Annotated in this window: 10 protein-coding genes and 2 pseudogenes; 6 read left to right on the forward strand and 6 right to left on the reverse strand. The window is 69.4% G+C overall.

Going from position 1 to position 13,587, the window contains the following annotated elements; genetic code table 11:
- Positions 1-90: 90 nt before the first annotated feature.
- From ACKOQ4_RS14580 to ACKOQ4_RS14595, 4 genes and pseudogenes are all read right to left on the reverse strand, one after another.
- Positions 91-399, reverse strand: a pseudogene (locus ACKOQ4_RS14580) (inositol monophosphatase family protein); the annotation flags it as partial.
- Positions 396-2,279, reverse strand: a complete 1,884-nt coding sequence (cysN, locus tag ACKOQ4_RS14585) for a sulfate adenylyltransferase subunit CysN (RefSeq protein ID WP_526293062.1) — start codon at positions 2,277-2,279, stop codon at positions 396-398. The gene cysN and the pseudogene ACKOQ4_RS14580, both read right to left, overlap by 4 nt.
- Positions 2,279-3,208, reverse strand: a complete 930-nt coding sequence (cysD, locus tag ACKOQ4_RS14590) for a sulfate adenylyltransferase subunit CysD (protein WP_526293064.1) — start codon at positions 3,206-3,208, stop codon at positions 2,279-2,281. Before cysD ends, cysN begins: the two co-directional genes overlap by 1 nt.
- Positions 3,209-3,301: 93 nt before the next feature.
- On the reverse strand, positions 3,302-3,793 hold the full coding sequence (locus tag ACKOQ4_RS14595) for a beta-class carbonic anhydrase (RefSeq protein WP_526293066.1): 492 nt from the start codon (positions 3,791-3,793) through the stop codon (positions 3,302-3,304).
- Positions 3,794-3,920: 127 nt separating this feature from the next.
- Between ACKOQ4_RS14595 and oppB the strand changes: the two genes are divergently transcribed.
- From oppB to oppA, 4 genes are read left to right on the forward strand one after another with little or no spacing between them, the layout of a single operon-like run.
- Positions 3,921-4,898 carry an oligopeptide ABC transporter permease OppB gene (oppB, locus tag ACKOQ4_RS14600; RefSeq protein ID WP_526293068.1) on the forward strand — a complete coding sequence of 326 codons (978 nt, stop codon included), beginning with the start codon at positions 3,921-3,923 and terminating at the stop codon, positions 4,896-4,898.
- Positions 4,895-5,812: an oligopeptide ABC transporter permease OppC gene (gene oppC, locus ACKOQ4_RS14605; protein ID WP_526293070.1), complete on the forward strand. Its 918-nt coding sequence runs from the start codon at positions 4,895-4,897 to the stop codon at positions 5,810-5,812. The genes oppB and oppC overlap by 4 nt, the downstream gene beginning before the upstream one ends.
- Complete coding sequence (oppD, locus tag ACKOQ4_RS14610) at positions 5,809-7,644, forward strand: oligopeptide ABC transporter ATP-binding protein OppD (RefSeq protein ID WP_526293072.1); 1,836 nt, start codon at positions 5,809-5,811, stop codon at positions 7,642-7,644. The genes oppC and oppD overlap by 4 nt, the downstream gene beginning before the upstream one ends.
- Positions 7,645-7,667: 23 nt before the next feature.
- Positions 7,668-9,344, forward strand: a complete 1,677-nt coding sequence (gene oppA / locus ACKOQ4_RS14615; RefSeq protein WP_526293074.1) for an oligopeptide ABC transporter substrate-binding protein OppA — start codon at positions 7,668-7,670, stop codon at positions 9,342-9,344.
- On the opposite strand, the gene ACKOQ4_RS14620 is transcribed toward oppA, so the two are convergent.
- On the reverse strand, positions 9,334-10,551 hold the full coding sequence (locus tag ACKOQ4_RS14620; RefSeq protein WP_526293080.1) for an alpha/beta fold hydrolase: 1,218 nt from the start codon (positions 10,549-10,551) through the stop codon (positions 9,334-9,336). The genes oppA and ACKOQ4_RS14620 overlap by 11 nt on opposite strands.
- A 103-nt stretch (positions 10,552-10,654) precedes the next feature.
- Between ACKOQ4_RS14620 and ACKOQ4_RS14625 the strand changes: the two genes are divergently transcribed.
- Entirely contained in the window at positions 10,655-12,028 is a 1,374-nt protein-coding gene (locus tag ACKOQ4_RS14625) for a wax ester/triacylglycerol synthase domain-containing protein (protein WP_526293076.1), read from the forward strand.
- A gap of 438 nt (positions 12,029-12,466) precedes the next feature.
- Here the strand turns inward: ACKOQ4_RS14625 and ACKOQ4_RS14630 are convergent, their stop codons facing one another.
- Entirely contained in the window at positions 12,467-13,396 is a 930-nt protein-coding gene (locus ACKOQ4_RS14630; RefSeq protein ID WP_526293078.1) for a hypothetical protein, read from the reverse strand.
- Between ACKOQ4_RS14630 and ACKOQ4_RS14635 the strand changes: the two are divergent.
- Positions 13,368-13,587, forward strand: a pseudogene (locus tag ACKOQ4_RS14635) (hypothetical protein); the annotation flags it as partial. The gene ACKOQ4_RS14630 and the pseudogene ACKOQ4_RS14635 sit on opposite strands and share 29 nt — an antisense overlap.

Genomic DNA, 13,587 nt, shown 5'->3' on the forward strand with positions numbered 1-13,587 from the left:
GGTCTACGTCCACGCCGGGGGCCAGTACGAGTGGGATTCCGCGGCGCCGGTCGCGGTGGCCAGGGCGGCGGGGCTGCACACCTCCCCGTCCTGCCAGAGGGCGACGTGCACCGCCCAGTCGTCACGGCCGGGTTCGGAGAACTCGCGGGTGCCGTCGAGCGGATCGACGATCCAGACCCGTTCCGAGGACAACCGGACCGTGTCGTCGACGCCCTCCTCGGACAGCACAGCGTCGTCCGGCCGGGCGGCGGCGAGTTGCTCCATCAGGAAGTCATGAGAGCGCTTGTCGCCCTGATCCTTACGCTCCGATGCCGACGCCTCGGCCAGCTCGGCGCGCACCTGCAGCAACAGCTCGCCCGCCCCGGCGGCCAGTTCGGCGGCCAGTTGATGATCGTTCACGACCACGATTCCAGCAGATCGACGACCTGCTCGGCGAGTTCTGCGGCCGTGCGGTCCGGTGTCAGCCGCAGATCCGGGTTCCTGGGCCGCTGGTAGGGGCTGTCGATTCCGGTGAAGTGGGTTATCTCACCTTTGCGGGCTTTGGCGTAAAGACCCTTGGGATCGCGCCGCTCGCAGTCCTCCAGCGGCGTGTCGACGAAGACCTCGAAGAACTCGATCCCGGCGTCGGCGTGCACCGACCGGGCCAGTTCGCGGTGCTCGCGCAACGGACTGATCGCCGGCACCAGCACGGTCAGGCCGGCGTCGGCCATCAAAGTGGCGACGTGAGCCAGCCGGCGCAGGTTCTCGGCCCGGTCGGCCATCGAGAAGCCGAGGTCCGCGTTGAGCCCGTGGCGCAGGTTGTCGCCGTCGAGGAGGTAGGCCGGGCAGCCCTGCTGGATCAGGCTCTGCTCCACCAGCACCGCCACCGAGGACTTGCCCGACCCGGACAGGCCGGTGAACCAGACGGTGCGGCCCCGGGTGAGCCGCTCGCCGGCGCTCACCAGCGACTTGTGACGCACGGTGTTGGGCGAGGACGTCCGGACCGTCGCCGGACCGGTCTCGCGCACCATCCCGGCCGCGACGGTGACGTTGGTGTCGGCGTCGATCAGGATGAACGATCCGGTGACCGGGTTGCGCGAGTACTCGTCGAGCAGCAGCGGCACCTGGGTGCGCAGGCTGATCCGTCCGAGTTCGTTGAGCGTGAGCATCTCCGCGCCGGTGTCCCGGTGCAGGGTGTTGACGTCGAGCCGGTAGTCCAGTGCGGTGACCCGGGCCCGGGTGGTTCGGGTGGTCTGCTTGATCAGGAAGTCGCGCCCCGGCTGCAGGTCCGACTCGTCGGCCATCCAGCACACCGTCGCGTCGAAGTCGCAGGTCGCCTCGGGCTGGTTGTGCGGGCGGGCCAGCATGTCACCACGGGAGACGTCGATGTCGTCGGCCAGGCTGATCGACACCGCCATCGGCGGGAACGCCTCGGCCACCGGACCGCCGGGGCCCTCGATGGCGGTGATGCGGCTGGTCTTGCCGCTGGGCAGCGCAACCACCTCGTCGCCGGGCCGCATGATGCCGCTGGCGACGGTCCCGGCATAGCTGCGATGGTCGGCGTGCTCGCGGGTCTGCGGGCGGATCACGTACTGGACCGGAAAGCGCACGTCGACCAGATTGCGGTCAGCGGCGATGTAGACGTCCTCGAGGTGGCTCAGCAATGCGGGCCCGCCGTACCAGGGCGCGTTGCCCGATTTGGTGACCACGTTGTCGCCGTGCAGCGCCGATATTGGGATGGTCGTCACGTCGGGGACGTGGAGTCGGGAGGCGAAGTCGTGGAACTCTCGGCGAATCTCGTTGAACCGCTGGCGATCCCAGTCGACGAGGTCCATCTTGTTGACCGCCAGCACGAGGTGCTGCACGCCGAGCAGCGAGGCCAGGAACGCGTGCCGGCGGGACTGTTCGAGCAGGCCGTGCCGGGCGTCGACGAGGACGATGACCAACTGGGCCGTGGACGCGCCGGTGACCATGTTGCGGGTGTACTGGATATGGCCCGGGGTGTCGGCGATGATGAATTTCCGCCTGGCCGTGGCGAAGTAGCGGTAGGCGACGTCGATGGTGATGCCCTGCTCGCGCTCGGAGCGCAGGCCGTCGGTCACCAGGGCGAGGTCGGTGTAGTCGTTGCCGCGCTCCCGCGACGTGCGCTCCACGGCGGCCAGCTGGTCTTCCATCACGGCCTTGGAGTCGTAGAGCAGTCTGCCGATCAGGGTGGACTTGCCGTCGTCGACCGAGCCGGCGGTGGCCAGCCGCAGCAGCGATCCCTCGGGTTCGGCGGGGGCCGGGAGCGACGCGGCCATCAGAAGTAGCCCTCCCGCTTGCGGTCCTCCATGCCGGCCTCGGAGATGCGGTCGTCGGCGCGAGTGGCGCCGCGCTCGGTCAGCCGCGACACCGCAGTCTCGGCGATCACGTCCTCGACAGTGGCCGCGGTGGACTCCACGCACCCGGTACAGGTGACGTCGCCGACGGTCCGGTAGCGCACCGAAGTCTCGAAGACCTCCTCCCCCGGACCGGGCCGCATGTGCTCATGGACGGCAAGCAGCATCCCGTCGCGGCGGAACACCGGCCGGCGATGGGCGTAGTAGATGCTCGGCAGCGAGATGCCCTCGGCCCCGATGTAGGCCCAGATGTCGTACTCGGTCCAGTTCGACAGCGGGAAGGCCCGGATGTGCTCGGCCCTGCGGTGCCGGCCGTTGTAGAGGTTCCAGAGTTCGGGCCGCTGCGCCTTGGGGTCCCACTGGCCGAACTCGTCGCGGAAGCTGAACACCCGTTCCTTGGCCCGGGCCTTCTCCTCGTCGCGCCGCGCGCCGCCGAAGGCGGCGTCGAAGCGGTTCTCGGCGATCGCGCGCAGCAGCGTCACGGTCTGCAGCGGGTTGCGCGAGGGCCCGTCGTCGACCACCCGGCCGGCGTCGATGTCATCCTGCACGCTGGCCACCACCAGCCGCAGCCCGTGCCGTTGCACCAGTTCGTCGCGGGTCGCGATGACTTCGGAGAAGTTGTGCCCGGTGTCGACGTGCATGACCGGGAAGGGCAGGCGCGCCGGGGCGAAGGCCTTGATCGCCAGGTGCAGCATCACGATCGAGTCCTTGCCGCCGGAGAACAGCAGCACCGGGCGCTCGAGTTCGGCGGCGACCTCCCGAATGATGTGGATGGCCTCGGCCTCGAGCACGCGCAGATGGCTCAGCTCGTAGTGCCCGGCCGTGGCCTGGGCAAGGGCCTGCTCAGACATCCATTCCTCGTAAAGTTGGTCGATTTAGCCGACATAATCGGACTCGACCTCATTAACCCACTCGCCGAGGCGGCGTGTCAAAGCGCGACCGGACTAGAGCGTCACCTCGCGCAGCCTGCCGGTGGCGACGTCGAAGACGAACCCGCGCGCCGAGGTGTGCAGGGTGACGAACGGGCTGCTCGCGATGCGCCGGAGTGACTGGCGGACGTCCTCGTCGACGTCGGGAAAGGCCTCGGCCGCCCACTCCGGCTTGATGCCGGTGTCTTTCTGGATGTCGCCCTTGAAGGCGTCGTCGGTGAAGGTCAGCATGCCGCAGTCGGTGTGGTGGATCAGGATGATCTCCCGGGTGCCCAGCAGTCGCTGGCTGATGGCCAGCGAGCGGATCTCGTCGTCGGTCACCACCCCGCCGGCGTTGCGGATGACATGCGCCTCGCCCTCTTTCAGGCCGAGGATTCGGTAGACGTCCATCCGGGCGTCCATGCACGCCACCACAGCGACGTGCCTGCTCGGCGGCAGCGGCAGCGGGCCGGAGAAGGTCTTGGCGTACTCGGCGTTGTTGGCCAGGTCCTCGTCAGTCACGCTCACGTCTGCCTCCTGTGGTGGATGTCGGTGGCGATGGTAGCGGCCGGCCGCCGGGGTGTCGCCGGTCGGGATCGCCCTGAGCGCAAGGGCCATCTCCTACCCTGTGCTGATGCGGCCAGGGGCGTTCTGAGTGATCCGGTTCCTGGCGCGCCGGTTCCTCAACTACGTGGTGCTGCTGGCGCTGGCATCCTTTCTGACCTTCGCCCTGACCTCCTACACCTTCACCCCGCTGAACAGCCTGCTGCAGCGCAACCCCCGCCCGCCGCAGGCCGTCATCGATGCCAAGGCCGCCGAACTCGACCTCGACAAGCCGATCCCGCTGCGTTACGCGCACTGGGTGTCCGGCGCGGTGCGCGGGGACTTCGGCACCACCGTCAACGGCCAGCCGGTTTCCGAGGAGCTGTGGCGGCGGATCGGGGTGAGCCTGCGGCTGCTGGTGATCGGCTCGGTGCTGGGCACGATCATCGGCGTGGTGGTCGGCGCGTGGGGGGCGGTGCGGCAGTACCGGCTCTCCGACCGCGTCGTCACCCTGCTGTCGCTGCTGATCATCAGCACGCCGACGTTCGTGCTGGCCAACCTGCTGATCCTGGGCGCGCTGCAGGTGAACTGGGCGACCGGGCTGCAGATCTTCGAGTACACCGGGGAGACCTCGCCGGTTCCGGTCAGCGGCGGCTGGAATCAGTTCGTCGACCGCCTGCAGCACCTGGTGCTGCCGACGATGACCCTGGCGCTGGTCTCGATCGCCGGCTACAGCCGGTATCAGCGCAACGCGATGCTCGACGTGCTGGGACAGGACTTCATCCGCACCGCCCGGGCCAAGGGCCTGACCCGCCGCCAGGCGCTGTTCAAGCACGGACTGCGCACCGCGCTGATCCCGATGGCCACGCTGTTCGCCTACAGCGTCGCCGGCCTGGTCACCGGGGCGGTGTTCGTGGAGAAGATCTTCGGCTGGCACGGCATGGGCGAATGGGTCGTTCAGGGCATCGCCACCCAGGACACCAACATCGTCGCGGCCATCACGGTGTTCTCCGGCGCGGTGGTACTGCTGGCCGGTCTGCTCTCCGACGTCATCTACGCCATCCTCGACCCGAGGGTGCGGGTGACATGACGGCAACGACACCCGAAAAGCACGGGGCCCCCGCGGAGTTCGTCTCCCGGCGCACTCTGGTGACGCGGCGCTTCCTCCAGAACAGACTCGCGGTGATCTCGCTGGCGGTGCTGGTGGCGCTGTTCGTGGCCGCCTACGCGCTGCCGCCGCTGCTGCCCTACTCGTACACCGACATCGACTTCTACGAGTTGCAGACCCCGCCCAGCCCCAAGCACTGGTTCGGCACCAACGCGATCGGGCAGGATGTGCTCGCCCAGGTGCTGCGGGGGATGCAGAAGTCGATGCTGATCGGACTGTGCGTCGCGGTGATCTCCACCCTGATCGCCGCGACCGTCGGATCGGTCGCCGGCTACTTCGGCGGCTGGCGCGACCGCGTCCTGATGTGGTTGGTCGACCTGTTGCTGGTGGTGCCCAGCTTCATCCTGATCGCGATCGTCAGCCCGCGGACCAAGAACTCGGCGAACATCACGCTGCTGATCGTGCTGCTCTCGGCGTTCAGCTGGATGATCAGCTCGCGGATGGTGCGCGGCCTCACGATGAGCCTGCGCGAACGCGAGTTCGTTCAGGCGGCGCGGTACATGGGTGTGCCGAGCCGGCGGATCATCGCGCGCCACATCCTGCCCAACGTCGCCTCAATCCTGATCATCGACACCGCGCTGAACGTCGGAGTGGCGATCCTGGCCGAAACCGGTCTGAGCTTCCTGGGTTTCGGCGTGCAGCCCCCCGACGTGTCGCTGGGAACCCTGATCGCCGACGGCACCAAGTCGGCGACGACATTCCCGTGGGTGTTCCTGGTCCCGGCCGGGGTGCTGGTGCTGATCATCCTGTGCGCCAACCTGATCGGCGACGGGCTGCGCGACGCCCTGGATCCCGGCAGCGCGAATCTCGCCCGGCGCAGGAAGCGGCCGCGATGAGCCTGCTGTCCGTGACGGACCTGCGCGTCAGCTTCCCCACCGACGACGGCGAACTGAACGCCGTGCGCGGGCTGAGCTACGAGATCGCACCGCGCGAGGTGGTGGCGATGGTCGGCGAGTCCGGCTCGGGCAAGTCGGCCGCCGCGATGGCGGTGATCGGCCTGCTGCCGGAGTACGCGACGGTGTCGGGGTCGGCGACGCTGGACGGCCAGGAACTGCTGGGCATGCCCGACGAGGAGATGTCGAAGATCCGGGGTCTGCGCATCGGGACGGTGTTCCAGGACCCGATGTCCGCGCTCACCCCGGTCTACACCGTGGGCGATCAGATCGCCGAGGCGATCCGGGTGCACCACCCCGAGGTGGACAGGACCGAGGCCCGCGGGCGCGCCGTGGAACTGCTGGAACTGGTCGGCATCTCCCAGCCGCAGCAGCGGGCGCGGGCGTTCCCGCACGAACTGTCCGGTGGTGAGCGCCAGCGGGTGGTGATCGCGATCGCGATCGCCAACGACCCCGACCTGATCATCTGCGACGAGCCGACCACCGCCCTGGACGTCACGGTGCAGGCGCAGATTCTCGAGGTGCTCAGGACCGCCCGGGAGGTGACGAACGCCGGGGTGCTGATCATCACCCACGATCTGGGTGTGGTCGCCGAGTTCGCCGACCGGGCGCTGGTGATGTACGCCGGCCGCGCCGTCGAGTCGGCGGGCGTCGAGGACCTCTACTCCGATCGCCGGATGCCCTACACCGCAGGGCTGCTGGGCTCGGTGCCGAGGCTGGGGGCGCCGCGCGGCGAGCGGCTGGTGCCCATTCCCGGGGCGCCGCCGTCGCTGGTGGCGCTGCCGCCGGGGTGCCCGTTCGCCCCCCGCTGCCCGCTGGCGACCGACGACTGCCGGGCCGCCGAACCCGACCTGACGACCGTCGCGCCCGCGCACACGGCGGCCTGCATCCGCACCGAGCAGGTCAGCGGGCGCAGCGCCGCCGACATCTCCGGTGTGGCCACCGCGGCGCCCGCGGCCCACGACGGCGCCGCGCCGCCGGTGGTGGTGCGGGTGCGCGAGGTGTCCCGCACCTACCGGCTCACCAAAGGTGTGGTGTTCCGCCGGCAGATCGGCGAGGTCCGCGCCGTCGACCATGTCAGCTTCGAGGTGCAGCAGGGCCGCACCCTGGGCATCGTCGGCGAGTCGGGGTCGGGGAAGTCGACCACCCTGCACGAGATCCTGGAGTTGAGAGCGCCGCAGTCCGGCTCCATCGAGGTGCTCGGCAACGACGTCGCCACCCTGACCGCGCAGCGGCGCCGCGAACTGCGCCGGGACATCCAGGTGGTGTTCCAGGACCCGGTGGCCTCGCTGGATCCGCGGCTACCGGTGTTCGACATCCTCGCCGAACCGTTGGGCGCCAACGGTTTCGACAAGACCGCCATCGACACCCGGGTGGCCGAGCTGCTGGATATCGTCGGGCTGCGCCGCGCCGACGCCAGCCGCTACCCGCAGGAGTTCTCCGGCGGCCAGAAGCAGCGCATCGGCATCGCCCGCGCGCTGGCGCTGCAACCCAAGATCCTGGCACTCGACGAACCGGTGTCCGCGCTGGACGTCTCCATCCAGGCCGGCATCATCAACCTGCTTCTGGACCTGCAACGCGAATTCGACCTGTCCTATCTGTTCGTCTCCCACGACCTGTCTGTCGTCAAGCATCTGGCGCATCGGGTGGCGGTGATGTACCGCGGCGCGATCGTCGAATACGGCGACGGCGACGAGGTGTTCACCAATCCCCGGCACGAGTACACCCGGCGTCTGCTGGCCGCCATCCCCCGGCCGGATCCCACTCGCCGCTAGGCACTCGGTCTAGCATCTGGGGCGTGACCGCACTGATCCGCCGGTTGGCGATCCTGGCCCTGACGCCGGCCCTCATCCTGGCCGGCTGCGCCTCCAACCCCAACCGCACCGCAGGCTCGACGGGCGGCAACGCCGAACTGGGCAAGAGCAGCGACACCAACCCGCAGGACCCGGCGACCCTCAAGCAGGGCGGCGACCTGCGGCTCGCGATCGGCGCGATGCCGTCGAACTACAACACTCTCAACATCGACGGCAACGAGGCCGACACCGCCTCGCTGCTGCGACCCACCATGCCCCGCGCCTTCGTCATCGCCCCGGACGGGTCGATGAAGGTCAACACCGACTACTTCACCAATGTCGAGTTGACCAGCACCAAGCCGCAGGTGGTCACCTACACCATCAACCCGAAGGCCACCTGGTCCGACGGGACGCCGATCACCTGGGAGGACATCGCCGCGCAGATCGCCGCGACCAACGGCAAGGACAAGGCGTTCGCGATCGCCTCCCCCAACGGCTCGGACCGGGTGGCGTCGGTGACCCGCGGGGTCGACGACCGTCAGGCCGTGATGACCTTCGCCCAGAACTACCCGGAGTGGCGCGGAATGTTCGCCGGCAACACCATGCTGTTGCCCAAGAGCATGACCGCCAACCCCGATGTGTTCAACAAGGGACAGCTCGACAAGCCCGGCCCGTCGGCGGGTCCTTTCCTGGTCTCGTCGGTGGACAAGACCGCACAGCGCGTGACGTTGACCCGCGACCCCAAATGGTGGGGCACCCCGCCGCTGCTGAATTCGATCACCTTCCTGGCACTCGACGACGCCGCCCGGATCCCGGCGCTGCAGAACAACACCATCGACGCCACCGGTATCGCCTCGCTCGACGAGCTCAAGATCGCCCAGGGCACCGGCGGGATCGCGCTGCGCCGTGCGCCCGGGCCCAGCTGGTATCACATGACCTTCAACGGCGCACCCGGCTCGATCCTGGCCGACAAGGCGCTGCGGCAGGCCGTCGCCAAGGGCATCGACCGGCAGGCGATCGTCAACGTCACCCAGCGCGGACTGGTGGACAACCCGACCCCGCTGGGCAACCACGTCTTCGTCGCCGGCCAGGACGGCTACCAGGACAACAGCGCGGTGGTGGCCTACGACCCGGAGAAGGCCAAGACCGAACTCGACGCCCTCGGCTGGAAGGCCAACGGCGCGTTCCGCGCCAAGGACGGCAAGCAACTGGTGATCCGCGACGTGCTCTACGACTCCCAGACCGGCCGGCAGGTGGCGCAGGTGGCGCAGAACAACCTGGCCCAGATCGGGGTCAAGCTCGAGTTGGACGTCAAGCCCGCCAACGGCTTCTTCACCAACTACGTCAACGTCGGAGACTTCGACATCACCCAATTCTCCTGGGTGGGCGATGCGTTCTCACTGTGCTGCCTCAACCAGATCTTCACCACCGGCGCCGAGAGCAACTTCGGCAAGATTTCCTCGCCGGCGATCGACGCCAAGGTCGACGAGGTGCTCGACGAGCTCGACCCGGCCAAGGCCCGGGCGCTGGCCAACGAGGTCGACACGATGCTGTGGGACGAGGTGTTCAGCCTCGCGCTCTACCAGTCCCCCGGCAACGTGGCGGTGCGCAGTAATCTGGCCAACTTCGGCCCCTCGGGTATCGGCGACTTGGACTACAGCACAATCGGTTTCATGAAGTAGCCGTACGGCCGCCGAATCGCGGAAGTGCGGCCGCCAGCGTGGCCGCCACCGTCAGTGCCGCCGGCGTCAGCCGCAGTGGCAGCCCGGGCGCAAGGGCGTCGAGTTCGTCGGCCCGGGCGGCCAGCGCCTCGGCGTGGCCGTCCGACACCGCGGCGATGATCCGCAGCGCCGCCCTCTCCCGGGTGTCGAGCGCGCTGTGGGCGGCGGTCGGCAGCCTGACCAGCGTCGCCGACGGCACCAGTTCGGCGATCCGCTCGGCGACCGTGGCGGGCGTGATGAGATCGCGCCCGCCCGAGACAACCACGGTGGGCCAACGGAATTCGGGCATCTCGTCGATCAGCTCGAACGGCTCGCCCTGGAACGGGGTGTCCGCCGCCGGAACCCCGCGCCAGGTGAGCGTGGTGTCCAGCGGCCGGCCGTCGGGGATGCCGGCGAAGTTCAACTCCCGGAACCCGATCGGGCCGACCAGGTCGAACTCGTTGTGGTAGGCCACTTTCCGGCGTGCCACCTGCAGGGCGATCCGGCGCATCGCCGACCACACCAGCCGCCGTTCGTCCAGCAGAAGATCGAGGTGGCGCTCCACAACGTCGGGCCCGCCGTAGCCGTACACCGCGGCGGCGATCGTGAGGTCCTCGGGCACCATGGCACCGCGGCCGGTCAGCGTGCGCACCTTGGCCGCGAGAGCGGTGTCGTCGTGCCAGAGCAACTGCCGGCAGTTGCGGCGGACGAGGTCGTAGTCGTCGCGGTTGAGCAGCGGCGAATCCAGCACCATGGCGCGCACGCGGCCCGGGTGGCGCACGCCCAGGCCGGCGGCCAGGTAGGTGCCGTAGGAGGTTCCGTAGACGACTGCGGTTTCGACCCCGGCGTCGTCGAGCACCGCGGCGATGTCGTCGACGGTCTGCTCGACGGTCAGTGCCGCCGGGGGAAGGTCGTCGCCGGCGTCGTCACGTCGGGACATCCCCACCCCGCGGTGCTCGACCATGATGACGTCGAGACCGTGCGCCGCCGCCCGTTTCCGCAGACCCTGGTACGGCGCGATGGAGGCCATGCCGGGCCCGCCGGGAATGATCACCAGTGGCGTGCCGCCCGCCGCACCGCCGCGCACGTAGTGCAGGTCGAAGCGCTCGGCTGAGCCCGGGGTGATCGGCCGGCGGACCGCGCGCACACCGGGCAGCGCCGCCAGCCTGGCATGGCGGCGCGCGGTCATGAAGCCTGCCGGGGTCACGGTCGGATTGTGCCAAAGGGAAGAAAGTCCTCTATTGACTGTGACGAGTTCCCGGTGCGGCAGCGCAGTCGTAGTTTTGAGGGCGATGACCGAATTCATGAGCCAGACCGACGCGTTCACCTGGGCGATGGAGTCCGACCCGCGGCTGCGGTCCACCGTGGTGACGGTGATCATGCTGGACCGCTCACCGGACTGGGAGGTGGTGCGGGCGCGTTTCGAGGCGCTGTCGCGCAGCCTGCCGATCTGGCGTCAGATCGTGGTGGAGTCCCCGCCGCCGACGCCGCCGCGGTGGCAGGACGCACCGGATTTCGACGTCGACTTCCATCTGCGCCGGGTGTCGGCGCCGGTCCCGGGCACCCTCGACGGCGTTCTGGAGATGGCCCGACTGGCGGCGATGGCGGACTTCGACCGGGCCCGGCCACTGTGGACGGCGACGCTGATCGAGGGACTCGACGACGGCGGCGCGGCGGTGCTGTGCAAGTTCCACCATGCGCTGACCGACGGCGTCGGGGGCGTGCAGATCGCGATGCACCTGTTCGACCTCACCGAACAGCCGCGCGCCATCGAGGATGTCCGGGCCCGCTCCGCTGATCCCGAGGTCCACCCGCACGGGCCGCTGAGCGGCTACATCGACGCGGTCCGCTATGACGCGGGACTGGTCCGCAAGGCGGTGACCGGCGCGGTGACCAAGGCGCCCAAGCTGTTGTTCGACACGGTGCGCCGGCCGTTGCGGTCCGCGGCATCCGCCGGTGAGCTGGCCGGGTCGATCTACCGGTTCGTGCGCCCGGTCAGCGAAACCGGCTCGCCGCTGATGAAACAGCGTTCCCTGGTGCGCCGTCTGGGCGTTCACGAGGTGTCGCTGGCGCACCTCAAGGAGGCCGCTCACCGCAGCGGCGGCTCACTCAACGACGCGTTCGTCGCCGGGATCTCCGGGGGCCTGCGCCGCTACCACGAGAAGCACGCCACCACCGTCGGCGATCTGCATCTGACGATGCCGATCAGCATCCGCACCGCGGACGACGGGCAGGGCGGCAACCACATCACCCTGGCGCGGTTCGACGTCCCCGTCGGGGTCGCCGACCCGGCCGAGCGGATCAGCGAGACCCGGGAGCGCACGCAGCGGGTGCGCAACGAGCGCTCGACCGCCTACGTGCAATTCCTGGCCGGGGCGATGAATCTGATGCCGCGGTGGTACATCGGCTCGATGCTGCGCAAGGTCGACTTCCTGGCCAGCGACGTGCCGGGAATCCCGGTACCGGTGTATCTGGCCGGGGCGAAGGTGCGGGTGCAGTATGCGTTCGGCCCGACCATCGGGGCGGCGGTCAACGTGACGCTGCTGACCTACGTGGACACCTGCGCACTGGGCATCGACGTGGACACCGGCGCCATCCCCGACTTCGAGGTGTTCCACGACTGCCTGGTCGAGGGGTTCGACGAGGTGCTTGCGCTCGCAACCTGACGACTTCGCCGCCGCCACCGCAAAGTGGTTTGCTGGATTCCGGAAATTTGCTGAGCCTGTGACCGCCGGAGGTGTGACGCGGCTCCGGGACGGCGGAACCCGGGCGGGAGCGATCACCGGTCGCCCGGGGTTTGGCAATACTCATCGACGTCCGAATTTTGTCTCTGACAACAAGTAACCGGACCCCTGTTGCGTTCGAGCGACAACTCGGATGCGCCGCGGCGGGGTTTTCTCCGACGGTTTAGCAGATTCGCGCGGATTTGCTGTGGCAGTGGTGGATACTTCGCCCACGTGGGGTAAGCCCGCACTCGTCTCACCGGGAGCAAAGATGTCTTCTGATTCCAACGCCGGTCGTCATCGTCGCTCCACGAAGGGCCGGGTGCGAGGCATCGAGTACTCCCGGCGGGCGGTGACGGCCGAGGAGTCCGGCGCGTCGGCCTACGCGCGGTATGTGGGCCGGGTGGGCGCGTTGGCGGTGTTGCTGGGAGTCGGCTCGGCGGTGGCGTCGGTGCCGTTGGCGTTCGCCGACACCACCGGGTCGGGCGGGGCGAGTTCGGATTCGTCGTCGGCGTCCCCGTCATCGTCCCCGTCGTCGTCCCCGTCGTCGTCGTCCCCGGCCTCGTCGTCTTCGTCGTCGCGGTCGGGTGGTCGGGTGAGGGGTCCGCGGGTTCGGGTCTCGTTGCCTGATTCGGCGTCGACGGATGCTGGGGCGACCGCGCCGGCGGCTGGTTCCGGGCCGGCTGGGCCGGTGGTTGCGGGGCGGTCGGGCGGGTCTGGTGTGGGGAGGCCGGCGGTGGTTTCGCCGCGTCGCCGCCATGGTGAGTCGGCGGTGTCGGGGAATGGTGGTGCTGGGGTGGTGGCGCCCGGTGTTGCCTCCGCGCCCGGGGCGGGGTTTGATGCGCCGTCGGCGTCGGCGTCGGCGTCGCGGCGCCCGGTGCGTCCGGTGCGTCCGGTGCGTCCGGCTGCGGGGGTGGCGGTGGTGAGCGCCGCGCCCGGGTCGGTGGAGGGTTCTGCGCTGTTGCCGCCGGTGATCGCTGCCGCTGCGCCGTCGGTGTCGTCACCGTTGATGAAGGCTGCCCCGGCTGCGGCGGCGGCGTCGGGTGGTGCGGTCGCCGGCGGGGGTGTGGTGTCGGGGTTGGGTTCGGGTTTGTTGGGCTGGTTGCAGGGTGGTGGTTCGGGGGATGCGCCGTCGGCGGCGCCGTTGTTGTGGTCGGCGCTGGCGTTCACCCGCCGGGAGTTGGGTGGCAGGTCGGGGGTCGGCAACCCGGCGTCGTCGACCACGACGTCGGGCACCGGTGGTTTCAGGCCCCCGAGGGCCTCGGCGACGGGCCGGTTGACGGTGAGCACCCCGTTGTTCGGTGACGGCACGGCGGATCATCCGGATGCGGGTCTGTTGGGTGGCAGCGGTTACACCTACACCGGCTATGAGGGTGCCTGCACCAGTGGTGCGTGCAATGGCGGTAAGGCCGGGTTGTTGTTCGGCAACGGTGGTGGTGGTTTCGCCGGGGGCGATGGCGGTTCGGCGGGCTGGTTCGGCAACGGCGGGGCCGGTGGTGCGG

Source organism: Mycobacterium sp. (assembly GCF_046095365.1).
Classification (GTDB): domain Bacteria; phylum Actinomycetota; class Actinomycetes; order Mycobacteriales; family Mycobacteriaceae; genus Mycobacterium.

What these genes read in the sequence shown, in the direction of transcription:
- cysN (WP_526293062.1), bottom strand. Translation starts at nt 2,279, where the DNA reads ATGGCCGCGTCGCTCCCGGCCCCCGCCGAACCCGAGGGATCGCTGCTG.
- cysD (WP_526293064.1), bottom strand. Translation starts at nt 3,208, where the DNA reads ATGTCTGAGCAGGCCCTTGCCCAGGCCACGGCCGGGCACTACGAGCTG.
- oppC (WP_526293070.1), top strand. Translation starts at nt 4,895, where the DNA reads ATGACGGCAACGACACCCGAAAAGCACGGGGCCCCCGCGGAGTTCGTC.
- oppD (WP_526293072.1), top strand. Translation starts at nt 5,809, where the DNA reads ATGAGCCTGCTGTCCGTGACGGACCTGCGCGTCAGCTTCCCCACCGAC.
- ACKOQ4_RS14620 (WP_526293080.1), bottom strand. Translation starts at nt 10,551, where the DNA reads ATGACCGCGCGCCGCCATGCCAGGCTGGCGGCGCTGCCCGGTGTGCGC.
- ACKOQ4_RS14625 (WP_526293076.1), top strand. Translation starts at nt 10,655, where the DNA reads ATGACCGAATTCATGAGCCAGACCGACGCGTTCACCTGGGCGATGGAG.